Source organism: Pseudomonas sp. IT-P258 (genome assembly GCF_949767825.1).
GTDB classification, from domain to species: domain Bacteria; phylum Pseudomonadota; class Gammaproteobacteria; order Pseudomonadales; family Pseudomonadaceae; genus Aquipseudomonas; species Aquipseudomonas monachiensis.
In genome coordinates this window covers 95241-109435 of sequence record NZ_CATKPU010000014.1, presented here as the reverse complement: position 1 = coordinate 109435, position 14195 = coordinate 95241, and the positions used below count along the sequence as shown (strand labels likewise).

The window sequence follows — 14195 nt, the reverse complement described above, 5'->3', positions numbered from 1 at the left end:
GGGGTTTCCCTCAACCATAGAATCTCCCACAGGAGGCTTCCGATAACTTCCGGAGTTTGCACAAGGACCCTCAATGGACCGCCTCGGCTCAATGGAAACCTTCGTCTACGTGGTGGAAACCGGTTCGTTTTCCGCCGCGGCCCGGCGCTTGAATATCGGCCAGCCGGCCGTGTCGAAAACCATCGCGCAACTCGAATCGCGGTTGGCGGTGCGGCTGTTGCTGCGTTCGACCCGGGGCCTCACGCCCACCGAAGCCGGGCTGGCCTTCTTCGAACGGGCCAAGCGCGCCATCGAAGAAGCCGACGAGGCCGATAATGCCGCACGGGGCTGCGCCGACGGGCTCAGTGGCAACCTGCGCATCTGCGCGCCTGTCACCTTCGGCCGGCTGCACATCGTTCCGCACCTGGGGCCCTTCCTGGAGCAAAACCCGGCGCTGGACATCGACCTGATGCTCGATGATCGCAACGTCAATCTGGTGGAGGAAGGCGTCGATATCGCCCTGCGCATGGGCGTGTTGAACGACTCGGGCCTGACCGCCCGCAAGATCGCCGAATGCCGGCGCATGGTACTGGGCACGCCGGCCTACTTTGAAAAACACGGCGAGCCCACCTGCCCCGCCGACCTGCGCAAGCATCAGGCCATCCTCTATACCCTCGGTGGCAGCGCCAGTTGGCAGTTCAACAAGGCAGGCGAGGAGCAATCGGTGAACATCAGCGGCCGGATCCGCGTCAACGTCGCCGAAGGCCTGCGTGAAGCCGTGCTGGCCCATCAAGGGCTGACGATGGCTTCGCAATGGATGTTCGCACCGGAACTGGCCGACGGCTCGGTCCGGGAAGTGATGAAGGACTGGGCACTGCCGAACCTGGACCTGTGGGCGGTGTTCCCCACTGGGAGAATGGCCAGTGCCAAGGCTCGGGCGTTTGTGGAGTATGTGCAGGGGTTGTTGGCGGGGTAAAAACCGTTGAATCAAAATCAACAGATCGCAGGCTGGCACTTGCCGGGCATCACCGGTGCCCGGCAACGTCAGGCGCGAGGAGCTTGCTCGTCAATGCAGGCCAGCAAGCGTTCGACCGTAAGCTCCAGCGGCCCGGAGTTGTCGAGCAGGTGCACGGCAGAATCTTCCGCCAGCAGCCGCTCGTTGAATCGGGCATTGCGTGCCAGGCGCTGATCGATCTCGCTAACCGATTCACGCCCGCGCTTGAGCAGTCGTTCACGCAGCACCGCCTGGTCCACGCTCAGCAACAACACCAACACATCCGGATAGCGCAGGTGCGTATTCTGCAAATGCCCCCGCGAGCCATTGACCAGTACGTCCTGGCCAGCGGCCAGCCAATCGTCGATTTCCCGCGGGATGCCATAAGACAACCCATTGGCGTGCCAGCTCAGGGCAAACGCGTCCCGGGCTTCCATGTCGGCGAATTGCCGGGCACTGACGCCCAGCGCCGCCTCGCCCACGGCTTCGGCCGAGCGGGTAATGATCCGGCGCACGATACGGCAGCCGCGTTCGGCCAACCGCGTTCGCGCGGCATCCAGCAGGCTGTCCTTGCCCGAACCTGAAGGCCCGATGAGATAGATCAACCTGCCTGCCATCAAAACCCCCTCTTCGCTTGTCACCACACTTGTTGGACCACCGGCAAACCGTCCTGACTGCGTGCCTGCAGCAGTTCGGCCCGCAGGCCCGTCGCAATCTCGCCATGATCGTTCAGCCCGGCGGCCAGCTCTGCGGCGGCCACGTTACCCGAGTGCGACCGGCCGCGCACGATGTTCAGTGCGCCCATCAACATACTCCTGCCGTGAAAGCACAACTTCAACGCCCACAAAAAAGGCGCCCCCGAAGGTCGCCTTTTTTTGCATTACTGCCCGAATTTCCGTCCCAGGCCACCCGGTACACCGTGGATGTCAGTATCTTCCCACGGCCCGTTCGGACTGATCGACCTACTCCAGCCGCTATCCCAGCGGTAATAGGTACGCTGGCGATAAAAGGTATTGGGCTGGTCATCCAGCACATACACCCCAAGCTTCGGATCCCAATGGCTATTGCCCCCCGGTGGTGGCGCGAAGCTGGCAGAGGTGCGCGGCAACGGCTTGGAGGGTTTGGCCGGGACGGTCGGCTTGCTCGGTACGGGCGACGTCGATGGCGTGGGGCTCGGCTGCGACGGCGGGAACGGTGTTGGTGCCTGATGTTCCGTTGGTGGCTGGACCGCACAAGCGCTTAACCCCAAGACAGCGCTGAGCAGGGCAATACGAGCAATGGCGGTCATGGTGGCGTTTCCTGTTATTTATCCGGGCTGTCGATGGTCAGTGTTTGCGGCGCGGTGGTGCTGCTGGCCAGGGGTTGGCTGCGACCTATCCATTCGCCGGCGGTCGGTTTGCCGGCACGGGAAATGCGCGCAACCAGTTGGACTTCAGGGAAGTTCGACAGTTTCAATTGCGGCATCATTGCATCGGCATCGCCCAGTTCGACGGTCACCGGCAGGTCGGCCACGGTCATGCGCTTGACCGCCAGCGGGGCCGGAGGACCGGAGATCGCACGGGCGAAGATGAACACGCTGTCGCCGGGCTGGACCTTGGATTTGAGGTCCGCTGCCAGGTCGACGCTGACCTTGAGCAACGCCGCGGTCTTCGCTGCCGGTGCTTGCGCAACCTTGCCGCCACTGGCCACCAGCTTCTCCGTGGCCCGGGTAATCCCGCCTTGCAGCGCTTCGCGGGATTTATCTTCCGGCGGCAACTGCGCCAACAGCCGATTCCAGTAATCGATGGCGTCCTGATAACGCTCGCTTTCGAACGCGGCAATGCCCAGCAGGCCAAGGCTGGTGACTTCTTTCGGGTCGGCCTTGAGCGCTTCGTCGGTCAGGGCCTGGACCTTGTCCGACCACTTCTTGCCATCGGCGAAGTACTGGGCCTGGGCCCATTGACCGAGCAACTCGGGCTGGCGACCGGCCAGGTTGACGGTGCGTTCGAACATCTTCGCCGCGTCCGCCGGGCGATCCTGAGCCATGTAGGTACGACCGAGGAAGTACATGCCTTCAGCGGAATCCGGCTGAGCGGCGACCGCACGCTCCAGGCGCTGGGTCATCTCTTCCATCGACTGGGGTGCCTGGGAAAATTCGCGGGTCAGCTCGACCTTGTCGCTGGCACCGAAATGCAGATACAGGCCCAGGCCCAGCACCGGCACCAGAATGGCCGCCAGCAAGGGCAAGGGTTTGCCCAGACGCGACACCCGCGGCGCGTCAGCGCCTTCGGTGTCCGCCAGCAATTCACGGGCGGCTTCGGCGCGACCGGCGTCCATTTGCGCCGCATCGAGCACGCCCTCTTCCTGCTGAGTCTGCAACTCAGCCACACGCTCCTGATACAGCGCGACGTTCAGGGCGGTACGATCCTCTTCGCGCTGGGCGCGACGGCTGCGCAGCACCGGGATCAACAGAAAACTCAGGGCAACCAGAAGCAGCAGACCTGCAGCGAGCCAGAAATCAATCATTCTTGGTTTTATCCAACAGGTGGTCGAGGCGCGAGCGCTCCTCGGCAGAAAGCGAGCCCGGGGTGCCGGCGCGTTGCACGCGACGACGGCGGACGATCACCGCGATGATCACGACACCGCCCAGCAGCAGGCCGGCGGGGCCGAACCAGAGCAAGGCGGTCTTGGCGTTCAGTGCAGGCTTGTAGCGGACGAAATCACCGTAGCGATCGACCATGAAGTCGATGATCTGCTGGTTGTCCTTGCCCTCGCCGAGCATGCGGAAAATCTCTTTGCGCAGGTCGGCGGCAATCGGTGCGTTGGAGTCGGCGATGTCCTGGTTCTGACACTTGGGGCAACGCAGCTCCTTGGTCAGCTCGCGAAAGCGTTCGCGGTCACCTTCCTTGGCGAACTCGTAGGTGTCGATGGCCGCGTGGGCCACACCCGCCAGGCTCAGGCCCAGGACAACGGCAGCGATCCAGCGCTTCATGGCTTGGCCTCGTCGACCAGCGCCTGGTACTTGCCCGCCAGTTTTTCACGCCAGACCTGCTCGTCGATCACGCCGACGAACTTGTCACGGATGATGCCCTTGGCATCGATGAAGAAGGTTTCCGGTGCGCCGTACACGCCGAGGTTCAGGCCCAGCGAGCCTTCGTCGTCACGAATGTCCAGCGCATACGGGTTGTGGAAGTCTTTCAGCCACTTCAAGGCGTCGGCATTGACGTCCTTGTAGTTGATGCCGTAGATCACCACGCCCTGCTGGGCCAGCTTGTTCAACACCGGGTGCTCGACCCGGCAGGAAATACACCAGGTGCCCCAGACGTTGACCAGCGCCGGCTTGCCCAGGATGTCAGCGCGGGTCAGGGTCTTGTCGCCCTGCACCGACGGCAGGGAAAACTCCGGGAACGGCTTGTTGATCATGGCCGAAGGCAGCTCGGCCGGATCCAGGTACAACCCACGGTAAAGGAATACAGCGACCACCAGAAAAATCGCCAGTGGCAACAACATCAACCAACGCTTCATGCAGTGGCTCCCGACATGCCCAGTGCTTCGCGCACGCGGCTTTTGACCTTGACCCGATAACGCCGATCCAGCGCCGCCAGCAACCCGCCGAAGCCGGTCAGCAAGCCGCCGAACCAGATCCAGCGCACGAACGGCTTGACGTGCACGCGCACGGCCCAGGCACCGTTACCCAGTGGTTCACCGAGGGCGACATAAAGGTCGCGGGTGAAACCGGCGTCGATGCCCGCTTCGGTCATCACCGAGTTCTGCACGGTATAAAGGCGTTTTTCCGGGTGCAGCACGCTGATTTCCTTGCCGCCCTTGATCACCCGCACGGTGCCCTTGTCGGAAGTGAAGTTCGGGCCTTCGAAGTGTTTGGCGCCTTCGAAGACGAACTGATAGCCGCCCAGGTCCATGGATTCGCCCGGCGCCAGGCGCAGGTCGCGCTCGGCACTGTTCTGGCTCGACAGCACGACACCCAGCGCACACACGGCAATACCCAGGTGCGCGACCTGCATGCCCCAGTAGCTGCGGGTCAGGGTCGGCAAACCTTTGATCAGGCCTTTGTGGCGAGTCTTGTCGAAGATGTCACGCACGCCGGCCAGCAACACCCAGGCGGCTAGCATGAAGGTCGCGAGCACGGCCCAGTTGAAATCGCCATAGGCGACGCCGGCCACTACCGCCAGCGCAGCGCTGCCGAGCAGGACCGGGGTGAGCATGCTCACCAGCCATTTCACCGGGGTGTCTTTCCAGCGCACGATCACGCCGACCGCCATCACCACCATCAGCAATGCCATCAACGGAATGAACAGCGCGTTGAAGTACGGCGGGCCGACCGACAGCTTGGCGCCGGTCATGGCATCGAGAATCAGCGGGTACAAGGTGCCGAGCAGGATCATCGACGCGGCCACCACCAGTACCAGGTTGTTGCCCAGCAACAGGGTTTCCCGGGACCAGAGGTTGAAGCCCACCTGGCTCTTGACCACCGGCGCGCGCAGGGCGAACAGCGTCAGCGAACCACCGACCACGAACAGCAGGAAAATCAGGATGAACACCCCGCGCTCCGGATCGGAGGCAAAGGCGTGCACCGATGTCAGCACGCCGGAACGCACGAGGAAGGTACCCAGCAGACTCAAGGAGAATGCGGCGATGGCCAGCAACACGGTCCAGCTCTTGAACACGCCACGTTTTTCCGTGACCGCCAACGAGTGGATCAGCGCGGTGCCCACCAGCCATGGCATGAACGAGGCGTTTTCCACCGGGTCCCAGAACCACCAGCCGCCCCAGCCGAGTTCGTAGTACGCCCACCACGAACCGAGGGTGATGCCGATGCCGAGGAACGCCCAGGCCACGATGGTCCACGGACGCGACCAGCGCGCCCACGCGGCATCCAGGCGACCGCCCATCAGCGCGGCTATGGCGAAGGCGAAGGCCACCGAGAAACCGACGTAGCCCATGTACAGCATCGGCGGGTGAACGATCAGGCCGATGTCTTGCAGCAGCGGGTTGAGGTCGGCGCCGTCAGTGGGCATTTGCGGCAGGATGCGCTTGAACGGGTTCGAGGTCATGATCAGGAACAGCAGGAAACCGGTGCTGATCATGCCCATCACCGCCAGCACGCGGGCCAGCATGACCTGCGGCAACTGCCGGGAAAACACCGACACCGCGAAGGTCCAGCCGCCGAGAATCAAGGCCCACAACAACAGGGAGCCTTCGTGGGCACCCCACACGGCGCTGAACTTGTAGTACCACGGCAAGGCGCTGTTGGAGTTGTTGGCCACATAAGCCACGGAGAAGTCGTCGACCATGAAGGCGTAGGTCAGGCAACCGAAGGCGAACAGCAAGAATGCAAACTGCCCCCACGCGGCCGGCTGGGCCAGGCTCATCCAGAAGCGGTCACCGCGCCAGGCACCGACCAATGGCACCACGGCCTGAACCAGCGCGAAACACAGCGCCAGGATCATGGCCAGGTGGCCCAACTCGGGAATGAAGATTCCAGCTGTCATCAGTTAGCCCTCTTTCACGGGAGTGGGTGCCGACTGGCCGCTGTCTTTCAGGGCTTTGGTCACTTCTGGCGGCATGTACTTCTCATCGTGCTTGGCCAGCACCTCATCGGCCACCACCACGCCATCGGCATTGAGCTTGCCCAAGGCGACGATGCCCTGCCCTTCGCGGAACAGGTCCGGCAGGATGCCGCGATAAGTGATGGTCACGGATTTGTTGAAGTCGGTGACCACGAACTTCACGTCCAGCGAGTCGCCGGAGCGCTGCAAGGAGCCGGCCTCGACCATGCCGCCGGCACGGATACGCGTGTCCTGCGGGGCTTCGCCGTTGGCGATCTGGGTCGGCGTGTAAAACAGGTTGATGTTCTGCTGCAGGGCACTCAGGGCCAGGCCGACGGCAGCGCCGACCCCGACCAGGATCGCGAGAATGATGATAAGACGCTTTTTGCGCAGCGGATTCACTTGCCGTTCTCCCGGCGCAGACGACGCGCCTCTTGTTGCAGATACCGCTTGCGGGCCAGGATCGGCGCCGCCACGTTGAGGGTCAGTACCGCCAGGCAGATGCCATAGGCTGACCAGACATACAGGCCATGATGACCCATGGCGATGAAGTCGCCGAATGAAGCAAAACTCATCGAGCGACCTCCAGGCTGTTTTCCACTTCGGCTTTGACCCAACTGGCGCGGGCTTCGCGCTTGAGCACTTCAAGACGCATGCGCAGCAGCAGGACCGCGCCGAAGAAACAGTAGAAACCCAACGCCGTCAGCAGCAATGGCAGCCACATCTCGGCGGGCATCGCCGGCTTTTCGGTGAGGGTGAAGGTCGCGCCCTGGTGCAGGGTGTTCCACCACTCCACCGAGTATTTGATGATCGGGATGTTGATCACGCCGACGATCGCCAGCACCGCGCAAGCCTTGGCCGCGCTGTCACGATTGCTGATCGCGTTGCCCAGCGCAATGAGACCGAAGTACAGGAACAGCAGGATAAGCATGGACGTCAGGCGTGCATCCCAGACCCACCACGAGCCCCAGGTCGGCTTGCCCCAGATCGCCCCGGTGACCAGCGCCACGGCGGTCATCCACGCACCGATGGGCGCCGCGCATTGCAGGGCGACGTCGGCCAGTTTCATCTTCCACACGAGGCTGACGATGCCGCACACCGCCAGCATCACATAGATGGACTGCGCCAGCATGGCGGCCGGGACGTGGATATAGATGATGCGGAAGCTGTTGCCCTGCTGGTAGTCCGGCGGCGCGAAGGCCAGGCCCCAGACCACGCCAACGCCGATCAGCAGCAACGCCGCAACGCTCAGCCAGGGCAGCAGTTTGCCGCTGATGCCGTAAAACCATTTGGGCGAGCCAAGCTTGTGAAACCACGTCCAGTTCATACTGTTTCCATCACGGTTGCTCTTTACTGTGAAGAGCCAGGGCCTGCCTTCCGTCAAAAGAAGTGATCAAAAAATGACCAGGCCTCGTTATTATTCGCCGACGCTGATCTTCAGGCCAGCAGCTATTGCAAAAGGTGTCAGGGTTATCGCCAGGGCGGTCAGGCTGCCAAGCCACAGGAGATAACCGGTCGCCGGCATTCCCTGCAAGGCAGCCTGCAAGGCGCCACTGCCGAGGATCAACACCGGGATGTACAACGGCAGAATCAGCAGTGCCAGCAGCAGACCACCGCGTTTCAAGCCCACCGTCAGTGCCGCGCCCACTGCACCGAGCAGGCTCAGTACCGGTGTACCGAGCAGCAACGAAAGCAGCAACACTGGCAGACAGGCGGCAGGCAAACCGAGCATCAGCGCCAGCAAAGGCGCGAGCAAAACCAGTGCCAGGCCGGAAAAAGCCCAGTGTGCCAGCACCTTGGCCAAAACCAGAAGAGCCAGGGGGTGCGGCGAAAGGACCCACTGTTCGAGGGATCCATCCTCGAAATCACTGCGGAAAAGCCCGTCCAGCGAGAGCAAAACCGATAAAAGCGCCGCGACCCAGACCAGTCCCGGAGACAAGGTTTGCAACAATTGAGACTCAGGTCCGACCGCCAGCGGGAACAGCGAAACGACAATGGCGAAGAACACCAGTGGATTGGCCAGTTCCGCCGGGCGGCGGAACAACAGACGGGCCTCACGGGCGACCAGCAGGCCGAAAACACTCATACGGCCCAGCTCCCCAGATCGATGTCGCGATAACCGGCCGGCATCCGGCTCAGCGTGTGGTGGGTGGTCAACACCACCATGCCGCCGCGTTCGCAGTGGCCGGCCAGATGAGATTCAAGCTGTGCCACGCCCTGCTTGTCGAGGGCGGTAAAGGGTTCATCGAGGATCCACAGCGGCGGACTGTCCAGGTAAAGGCGCGCCAGGGCGACGCGTCGCTGCTGACCGGCAGACAGGGTGTGACAAGGCACATCCTCGAAACCACGCAGGCCGACCGCGGCCAGCGCCTGCCAGATCGCCTCGTGGGTCGCCGGATGATGCAAGGCGCACAGCCAGCTCAGGTTCTCTTCCGGCGTCAGCAAATCCTTGATCCCGGCAGCGTGGCCGATCCACAGCAGGTTGCGCGCCAGCTCACCGCGTTGTTCGTTCAGCGGCTGGCCGTTGAGCAGCACCTGACCGGCGGTCGGCTGCATCAGCCCCGAGAGCAGGCGCAACAGGCTGGTCTTGCCACTGCCGTTGGGGCCGCTGATTTGCATCATTTCGCCACTGGCCAGTCTCAAATCGAGATTTTCGAAGAGCAGCCGAAGGTCTCGCTCACAGGCAAGGGCAACGGTTTGCAGGACAGGACTGGTCAAGGGATCACGGGCCTTATACGGTTCAAGTCGGCTCTGGCGCGGCCGTTAAAGAGATGCAGCATAGATGCAATGACGTCTTGTTCTAGAGAGCTGCGTCAAACAATTGCAAAGTTTTCGCCATTTTTGGATACAACGGCGCGGCATTATACATGCCATGCCTTACTCTAAAGAGTGCATTTTCCTCAGGTTGTGACCGCGTATGACAGGCGAAATGAACATCCTCCCGCTACCGCAAACCCTCCCGGCGACTTCGCGCCCGCAGGTGGTCAGCGGTGAGTTGCTCAAGTTGCTGACGCCGGTGGAGGGGCTGATCAGCGTCGGTCAAACCGCCCAGGCCGAAGTGTTGTCGCTCAAGCAGGCGGACCAGACTTTCCAGATGCTGCTCAAGGTCACCCTCGACAGCGGCCGCCAGACCACGGTCCAGACCACCAGTAATCAACCGCTGGCCCAGGGCACCACGCTGGTCGTCAGCCAGCCCTCGGCCGGCAACCTGGCCGTGACGGTACAACAGGCCATTGCCTCCAACGTCACCACCCTCACCCGCCTCGACACCGCGCAACTGCCCGTTGGCACCCTGCTGCAGGGCAAGGTGCTGACCTCGCAAGTGCTGCCCCAGGTGCCCGGCCAGCCCACGGTGTTTCGCTCGATGGTGGGCCTGCTTAATACCGCACTGAACGGCAGCACCCTGAGCATCGACAGCCCCCGGCCCTTGCGCATTGGCACCTTGTTGAGCGCGCAGGTGCAAGACGCCCAGACCGTGAAATTCGTGCCCCTGGGCAACCGACAGGAACAACTGGCGGTGACCCGGCAACTGGTCGACCAGCAAAGCCGCCAGGGCTCGCTGGATGGCTTGCTCAAGCTGCTGCAGAACCTTGCGCCCTCGGACCAGACATCCGTTGAATTGCGCAGCGCCGCTGCCCGGTTGCTCGCTGGCCTGCCGGATGTTCAACAGCTGAGCACCCCCAAGGGCCTCGCCCAGGCCCTGGCCAGCAGCGGTGTGTTTCTCGAAAGCAAACTGCTCACCGGGCAAAACCCGACGCTCGCGCCGGACATGAAAGGCGACCTGCTCAAACTGGTTGCGCAATTGAGTCAGGGCTTGCCGGCCAACACCAGCCTCGGCGCGGTCATCGCCGCCAACACCCTGGCCCAGGCCATGCCGAATTTTGTCCGCAATGCTTTGGGCATGCTCGGCCAGGTCAGTGCCAAGCCGTCGCCGACCGGCTTCCCGCTGCCCGAACGCCAGTTGCAAGGCGCCGACGGCGAAAACGACCTCGAACACCTGCTGCGCCTGGCCGCCGCCGCGGTTTCACGCCTGCAAAGCCATCAACTGTCGAGCCTGGAACAAACCGGTGTAACTGCCGACGGACGGCTGATGAGCACCTGGCAACTGGAAATCCCGATGCGCAACATGCAGGACATCGTGCCCTTGCAGGTCAAGTTCCAGCGTGAAGACTCACCCGAAAAAGAACAGCCCAAGGAACGTCGCGAAGAACGCGACCCCAAACAACAGCTGTGGCGTGTGGAACTGGCCTTCGCCATGGAGCCTTTGGGGCCGCTGCAAATCCAGGCGCAACTGATCAATGGCAGCCTCTCCAGCCAGCTCTGGGCAGAACGGCCTTACACCGCCAGCCTGATCGAGAGCAACCTGAGCGGGCTGCGTGACCGCTTGCTGTCCGCCGGCCTGAACGTCGGCGACCTCGATTGCCACCTCGGCACGCCCCCCCAAGGCCCGCAAACCCGCCTCGAACAACGCTGGGTCGACGAAACCGCATGAAAAACCCCAACGCCCCACGCCAGGCCATCGCCCTCAAATACGACGGCACCCACGCCCCCACCCTCACCGCCAAGGGCGACGAAGCGCTGGCGGAAGAAATCCTGCGCATTGCCCGCGACTGCGAAGTGCCAATCTACGAAAACGCAGAGCTGGTGAGGCTGCTGGCGAGGATGGAGTTGGGGGATAGCATTGCGCAGGAACTCTATCTGACGATTGCCGAGATCATTGCGTTTGCGTGGAATTTGAAGGGGAAGTTTCCGGCGGGGCAGGAACCGGATGCGCTGATGGTGGAGAAGGATGTTACCGAACGCGGGGAAGACTACTGAGTTTTCAAGGCCGCCATCGCGAGCAAGCTCGCTCCCACATTTGATCTTCAGTGAACACGTATTTTGTGTACGAGATACAACTACTGTGGGAGCGAGCTTGCTCGCGATAGCAATCTCAAGAAACTGTAAAACTCAGTTCTTGCGCAACTTGCTCATCAACTCCGAGGCGTCACGTGTTCAAACCTGAAAAAACGCAATAGCCTGAAACTGCGACCAACAATCAAACCATTGATGAGCCCTGCCCCCAGCGCCGCCCCCGCGACCGCCGACATTTCATTGGCCAGTTCCGGGTACATGGCCGCCTGGTAACCTTCGTAATAACGCCAGGCAAAAAAGCCCCAATACACAATCAGTACCTTGATCGTACCGGGTAGAACCAGATGTTGCCCCTCGCACTGCACATTGTTGTACGAGAAAAAACGCAGTGCCAGCAACCACCCCGCAAGCAATCCCAATGTATAGACTGAAAGCTGGATTGCAATTTCCTGGGAGGGATTGAGCGATGCGAGGGACAACGCCACGAATATCACGGGCGATATCTGCAATGACCTTTTCGATACGTGGCTCCTGAAACAGGCGCTGACACCGTAGTAGCTCAGAATAAAAAACACCGCATAAACCCACAGCGGTGTACCACGCAAAATGTCGATCATAAGCCTTCCTGGCACTGTGTATGTTTGAGCAGATCAAACTACTGATCGCTGTTTGCGATCACAAGACGGTGGGATCTGAGAATGTTATAGGCAGGAGACTACGACAGCGTAATCCCTGTCTGAAGATAGAGAGGAATGAGTCGGATCGCGGGGAAGATTGCTGCGTATTCTAAGACGCCTTCGCGAGCAAGCCCGCTCCCACATTTGGTCTTCTGTGAACACAAATTTTGTGTACGACATTGATCCAGTGTGGGAGCGGGCTTGCTCCGGGCGGCGTTCCGACGAAAGCGATTTCAGCCTGATCGCAACACTCAGTTCTTGTGCAGCTTGCTCATCAACTCCGCTTCAGCCTGGGTCAAGCCGCAGGACTGGGTCAGTTCGTTGACGCTGGCGCCCATCCCGACCAGTCGCGCCGCCTGGGCAAACGACAGGCTTGTGGGGTCGCGTTGTTCCAGCTGAGCGAGTTTGTCCGGCAAGGGCGCCACGATCGCCCGCAGTTCATGCAGGTCTTCGCCCATGCGCACGTTGCCGTTCTGGTAGTCGTCGACGCGCTTGGCCAGGTCCTTGATGCGCTGATCGCGCAGCGCATCAACCTTGGCCTGTTGCGCGACGATCTGCTTCTGACCGCGAATGTACGCCAGGAACATTGCCAGCGTGCCTGCCCAGAACAGGAACAGGACAATGACCGCCACCTCGAGAATCAATCAGATACTCTCCAGTTCCGACCATTCTTCTTCGCTCATCATCTTGTCGAGCTCGACCAGGATGAGTAATTCGTTGTTCTTGTTGCACACGCCTTGAATGAACTTGGCGGACTCTTCGTTACCCACGTTCGGCGCGGTTTCGATTTCCGACTGACGCAGGTAAACAACTTCGGCCACGCTGTCGACCATGATCCCGACCACCTGCTTGTCGGCTTCGATGATGACGATACGGGTGTTGTCGCTGATCTCGGCATTCATCAGGCCGAAGCGCTGGCGGGTGTCGATCACGGTGACGACGTTGCCGCGCAGGTTGATGATGCCCAGCACGTAGCTCGGGGCACCCGGGACCGGGGCGATTTCGGTGTAGCGCAGGACTTCCTGGACACGCATCACGTTGATGCCGTAGGTCTCGTTGTCCAGCTTGAAGGTGACCCATTGCAGGATCGGATCTTCGGAACCCTTTGCCGCCGTTGCCTTGTCATTCATACCCTGCCCCCTCAAGAAACCGCCCTGGCGGTGTGTGTTCTGTGCAACATCATCAGAGTGACGTCGCCTGTTTTGTTTATTTGACTGATGTCGGTTTGTGGCCCGGCTTGCTGCCGGACATGTGCCTGGCGCCGCCACTTGCGATCAACTCGGCCAACGAGGCGACATCGAGCAAGGCGCACATGTGTTCAATCACCGTGCCGGCGAGCCATGGCCGCTGACCTCGGTGACTTCTCCATTTGATTTCATTCGGGTTCAGGCGCAACGAACGGCTGACCTGATGCACCGCCAGCCCCCACTCGTAGCCTTGCACCGAAATCACGTATTGCAGGCCCTGCTTGAAATCGTCGCGATAACGGTCGGGCATGACCCAACGCGCGGTATCGAGCACCTTGAGGTTGCCGGCCTGGCTCGGCAGGATGCCCAGGAACCACTCCGGCTGGCCGAACAACGGCGTCAACTCGTGGCCGGCCAGGGAGTAAATCGACCCCAGGCACACCAGCGGCACCGCCAGGGTCAAGCCGGCAACATCGAACAACAGGCATTCGAAGGGTTCGGCAGCCCAGGACGGCCGACCATCGGTTTCCACCGGTGGCGGCGTATTGCTCGGCGGCAGGTGCACTTCAACGACTGGCGGCACCAGCGCCGCAGGCTCCTCAATGACGGGAACCACCAGGGTTTGCAACAGTGGCGCAAGGGTCGAAACCGGCGCCAGAACGGGTTCCGGGGCTTCGGCCACGGCTACGGGAGTCTTTGCCAAAGGCGCAACAACCGGCGCGGCAGCCACAGCGGTCTTCTGTGCATCCCGGACCTGCTCCTCGAGCACCGCAGCCTGGAACTCGTCCAGCACGGCTTGCTCTTCGATGACTTTCACCGCTTCGACAACTTCGGCCAGCGCCTCAATCTCAGGCGCCATGTCCTCGGTCGCGTCTTGCAGCAGGCTGTCCAGGTACGACTGCAACGCCAGTTGCGGGCGCGATGTGAGCTTCAATGGCCGATTCATCGGCATCCCCCT

At 61.7% G+C, this 14195-nt stretch carries 18 protein-coding genes and 1 pseudogene; 3 read left to right on the top strand and 16 right to left on the bottom strand.

Features of this window, described 5'->3' with window-relative positions; all coding sequences use genetic code 11:
- The first annotated feature begins 73 nt into the window (after positions 1-73).
- Positions 74-955, top strand: a complete 882-nt coding sequence (locus tag ACM6G4_RS04110) for a LysR family transcriptional regulator (RefSeq protein WP_414913109.1) — start codon at positions 74-76, stop codon at positions 953-955.
- A gap of 68 nt (positions 956-1023) precedes the next feature.
- Here the strand turns inward: ACM6G4_RS04110 and phnN are convergent, their stop codons facing one another.
- The 12 genes and pseudogenes from phnN to ccmA form a co-directional block, all read right to left on the bottom strand.
- A complete protein-coding gene (gene phnN, locus ACM6G4_RS04105) occupies positions 1024-1590 on the bottom strand; it encodes a phosphonate metabolism protein/1,5-bisphosphokinase (PRPP-forming) PhnN (protein ID WP_414913108.1) in 567 nt (188 codons plus the stop codon).
- 20 nt (positions 1591-1610) lie between these two features.
- A pseudogene (locus ACM6G4_RS04100) lies at positions 1611-1793 on the bottom strand (alpha-D-ribose 1-methylphosphonate 5-triphosphate diphosphatase); the annotation flags it as partial.
- A gap of 60 nt (positions 1794-1853) precedes the next feature.
- The gene (locus tag ACM6G4_RS04095) at positions 1854-2261 is read right to left on the bottom strand and encodes a hypothetical protein (protein WP_082562888.1); all 408 of its coding nucleotides are present in this window, start codon (positions 2259-2261) and stop codon (positions 1854-1856) included.
- Between the two features lie 14 nt (positions 2262-2275).
- Positions 2276-3478, bottom strand: a complete 1203-nt coding sequence (gene ccmI / locus ACM6G4_RS04090; RefSeq protein ID WP_056721635.1) for a c-type cytochrome biogenesis protein CcmI — start codon at positions 3476-3478, stop codon at positions 2276-2278.
- Positions 3471-3944: a cytochrome c-type biogenesis protein gene (locus tag ACM6G4_RS04085; protein WP_409078493.1), complete on the bottom strand. Its 474-nt coding sequence runs from the start codon at positions 3942-3944 to the stop codon at positions 3471-3473. Before ACM6G4_RS04085 ends, ccmI begins: the two co-directional genes overlap by 8 nt.
- Positions 3941-4477, bottom strand: coding sequence for a DsbE family thiol:disulfide interchange protein (locus ACM6G4_RS04080; RefSeq protein WP_150724492.1), 537 nt, complete (start codon positions 4475-4477; stop codon positions 3941-3943). Before ACM6G4_RS04080 ends, ACM6G4_RS04085 begins: the two co-directional genes overlap by 4 nt.
- Positions 4474-6462, bottom strand: a complete 1989-nt coding sequence (locus tag ACM6G4_RS04075; RefSeq protein WP_056721630.1) for a heme lyase CcmF/NrfE family subunit — start codon at positions 6460-6462, stop codon at positions 4474-4476. Before ACM6G4_RS04075 ends, ACM6G4_RS04080 begins: the two co-directional genes overlap by 4 nt.
- A gap of 3 nt (positions 6463-6465) precedes the next feature.
- Positions 6466-6921, bottom strand: a complete 456-nt coding sequence (ccmE, locus tag ACM6G4_RS04070) for a cytochrome c maturation protein CcmE (protein ID WP_056721628.1) — start codon at positions 6919-6921, stop codon at positions 6466-6468.
- On the bottom strand, positions 6918-7094 hold the full coding sequence (ccmD, locus tag ACM6G4_RS04065; RefSeq protein ID WP_060541438.1) for a heme exporter protein CcmD: 177 nt from the start codon (positions 7092-7094) through the stop codon (positions 6918-6920). Before ccmD ends, ccmE begins: the two co-directional genes overlap by 4 nt.
- Entirely contained in the window at positions 7091-7846 is a 756-nt protein-coding gene (locus tag ACM6G4_RS04060; RefSeq protein WP_056721625.1) for a heme ABC transporter permease, read from the bottom strand. Before ACM6G4_RS04060 ends, ccmD begins: the two co-directional genes overlap by 4 nt.
- A gap of 90 nt (positions 7847-7936) precedes the next feature.
- The gene (ccmB, locus tag ACM6G4_RS04055) at positions 7937-8605 is read right to left on the bottom strand and encodes a heme exporter protein CcmB (RefSeq protein WP_007980754.1); all 669 of its coding nucleotides are present in this window, start codon (positions 8603-8605) and stop codon (positions 7937-7939) included.
- Positions 8602-9237: a cytochrome c biogenesis heme-transporting ATPase CcmA gene (gene ccmA / locus ACM6G4_RS04050; protein ID WP_046037681.1), complete on the bottom strand. Its 636-nt coding sequence runs from the start codon at positions 9235-9237 to the stop codon at positions 8602-8604. Before ccmA ends, ccmB begins: the two co-directional genes overlap by 4 nt.
- Positions 9238-9436: 199 nt before the next feature.
- On the opposite strand from ccmA, the gene ACM6G4_RS04045 reads away from it, so the two are divergent.
- Both ACM6G4_RS04045 and ACM6G4_RS04040 read left to right on the top strand, forming a co-directional pair.
- A complete protein-coding gene (locus ACM6G4_RS04045; RefSeq protein ID WP_414913107.1) occupies positions 9437-11011 on the top strand; it encodes a flagellar hook-length control protein FliK in 1575 nt (524 codons plus the stop codon).
- Complete coding sequence (locus ACM6G4_RS04040; protein ID WP_414913106.1) at positions 11008-11337, top strand: EscU/YscU/HrcU family type III secretion system export apparatus switch protein; 330 nt, start codon at positions 11008-11010, stop codon at positions 11335-11337. Before ACM6G4_RS04045 ends, ACM6G4_RS04040 begins: the two co-directional genes overlap by 4 nt.
- A gap of 155 nt (positions 11338-11492) precedes the next feature.
- Here ACM6G4_RS04040 and ACM6G4_RS04035 read toward each other — a convergent pair whose 3' ends face one another.
- From ACM6G4_RS04035 to ACM6G4_RS04020, 4 genes are all read right to left on the bottom strand, one after another.
- Positions 11493-11990 carry a DUF6622 family protein gene (locus tag ACM6G4_RS04035; RefSeq protein WP_414913105.1) on the bottom strand — a complete coding sequence of 166 codons (498 nt, stop codon included), beginning with the start codon at positions 11988-11990 and terminating at the stop codon, positions 11493-11495.
- Positions 11991-12301: 311 nt separating this feature from the next.
- A complete protein-coding gene (locus tag ACM6G4_RS04030) occupies positions 12302-12694 on the bottom strand; it encodes a DUF2802 domain-containing protein (RefSeq protein ID WP_056721615.1) in 393 nt (130 codons plus the stop codon).
- Entirely contained in the window at positions 12695-13180 is a 486-nt protein-coding gene (locus tag ACM6G4_RS04025; RefSeq protein ID WP_007980742.1) for a chemotaxis protein CheW, read from the bottom strand.
- Positions 13181-13256: 76 nt separating this feature from the next.
- Positions 13257-14183 carry a CheW domain-containing protein gene (locus ACM6G4_RS04020; RefSeq protein WP_414913104.1) on the bottom strand — a complete coding sequence of 309 codons (927 nt, stop codon included), beginning with the start codon at positions 14181-14183 and terminating at the stop codon, positions 13257-13259.
- Between the last annotated feature and the right edge of the window lie 12 nt (positions 14184-14195).

Coding starts and splice junctions, on each gene's coding strand:
- ACM6G4_RS04110 (WP_414913109.1), top strand. CDS start 74: ATGGACCGCCTCGGCTCAATGGAAACCTTCGTCTACGTGGTGGAAACC.
- phnN (WP_414913108.1), bottom strand. CDS start 1,590: ATGGCAGGCAGGTTGATCTATCTCATCGGGCCTTCAGGTTCGGGCAAG.
- ACM6G4_RS04095 (WP_082562888.1), bottom strand. CDS start 2,261: ATGACCGCCATTGCTCGTATTGCCCTGCTCAGCGCTGTCTTGGGGTTA.
- ccmI (WP_056721635.1), bottom strand. CDS start 3,478: ATGATTGATTTCTGGCTCGCTGCAGGTCTGCTGCTTCTGGTTGCCCTG.
- ACM6G4_RS04085 (WP_409078493.1), bottom strand. CDS start 3,944: ATGAAGCGCTGGATCGCTGCCGTTGTCCTGGGCCTGAGCCTGGCGGGT.
- ACM6G4_RS04080 (WP_150724492.1), bottom strand. CDS start 4,477: ATGAAGCGTTGGTTGATGTTGTTGCCACTGGCGATTTTTCTGGTGGTC.
- ACM6G4_RS04075 (WP_056721630.1), bottom strand. CDS start 6,462: ATGACAGCTGGAATCTTCATTCCCGAGTTGGGCCACCTGGCCATGATC.
- ccmD (WP_060541438.1), bottom strand. CDS start 7,094: ATGAGTTTTGCTTCATTCGGCGACTTCATCGCCATGGGTCATCATGGC.
- ACM6G4_RS04060 (WP_056721625.1), bottom strand. CDS start 7,846: ATGAACTGGACGTGGTTTCACAAGCTTGGCTCGCCCAAATGGTTTTAC.
- ccmB (WP_007980754.1), bottom strand. CDS start 8,605: ATGAGTGTTTTCGGCCTGCTGGTCGCCCGTGAGGCCCGTCTGTTGTTC.
- ACM6G4_RS04045 (WP_414913107.1), top strand. CDS start 9,437: ATGACAGGCGAAATGAACATCCTCCCGCTACCGCAAACCCTCCCGGCG.
- ACM6G4_RS04040 (WP_414913106.1), top strand. CDS start 11,008: ATGAAAAACCCCAACGCCCCACGCCAGGCCATCGCCCTCAAATACGAC.
- ACM6G4_RS04035 (WP_414913105.1), bottom strand. CDS start 11,990: ATGATCGACATTTTGCGTGGTACACCGCTGTGGGTTTATGCGGTGTTT.
- ACM6G4_RS04025 (WP_007980742.1), bottom strand. CDS start 13,180: ATGAATGACAAGGCAACGGCGGCAAAGGGTTCCGAAGATCCGATCCTG.
- ACM6G4_RS04020 (WP_414913104.1), bottom strand. CDS start 14,183: ATGAATCGGCCATTGAAGCTCACATCGCGCCCGCAACTGGCGTTGCAG.